This window comes from Flammeovirga aprica JL-4 (genome assembly GCF_012844305.1).
GTDB classification, from domain to species: domain Bacteria; phylum Bacteroidota; class Bacteroidia; order Cytophagales; family Flammeovirgaceae; genus Flammeovirga; species Flammeovirga aprica.
In genome coordinates, this window is the sequence record NZ_JABANE010000341.1 from 1 (window position 1) to 756 (window position 756).

Below are 756 nucleotides of genomic sequence, written 5' to 3' on the forward strand. Positions count from 1 at the left end.
GAAAAACATTACTATAAATGTGGTAATTTTAGTAACGGATGTAGCTAGATCAACCTAAAATAGCCATCACCCTAATACTATCACTCCATGTTCGGGAGTGCCTAGCCAAAGTCTGTCATTTACTTCAAGAATATCCCAAACTACTTTAGCAGGTAAAGGAACAGAATGGAATTTCTTCGTTGTAAAATCAAACTCATGTAATCCTCCTCCTTCTGTTCCAACTCTGATTATTCCATTTTTGTCTTGATGAATCACTTCAATATTGTTGTTCGTTAAGCCACACGTTTTATCAGAAGCTTTGAAAACCATTTTAGTGATCCCTTTCTTATTAATAACAAGTATACCATTGGTTTCAGTACCAATCCATATATTGTCGTTCTTATCTATTAAAAGCTTCGTGATATATTTAGCGGTAACACTCTTAACAATTTCTTTTTTCTTTGTATTGTACAAATAAAGCCCTCTCAGTCCTCCAATCCACAAATGATCTTCTTTCGCTACTTTTATCACTTTGGCACCTGTAAATTCTTGTAGTGCTACTCTTTCAAAGCGGTCCTTTTCTCTGTTATAAAAATTCAAACCACCTGCATTACCAACCCAAAGCACACCTTTTTCATCTTCCGTAATACAGAAGATGTAATCAGAGATCGGTAATGGATGATTTAGGTTGATTCTTTGTTATATGTATATGAGACATTACAAAGAAATACGTTGTCCTCACTGTGAAGGCAACGATATAGTGAAAAATGGTCATAG

General features: G+C 34.8%; 1 protein-coding gene. It reads right to left on the bottom strand.

Annotated elements, in window-relative coordinates; translation table 11 throughout:
• Positions 1-66: 66 nt before the first annotated feature.
• Complete coding sequence (locus tag HHU12_RS34265) at positions 67-672, bottom strand: ligand-binding sensor domain-containing protein (protein WP_394353229.1); 606 nt, start codon at positions 670-672, stop codon at positions 67-69.
• Positions 673-756: the final 84 nt, after the last annotated feature.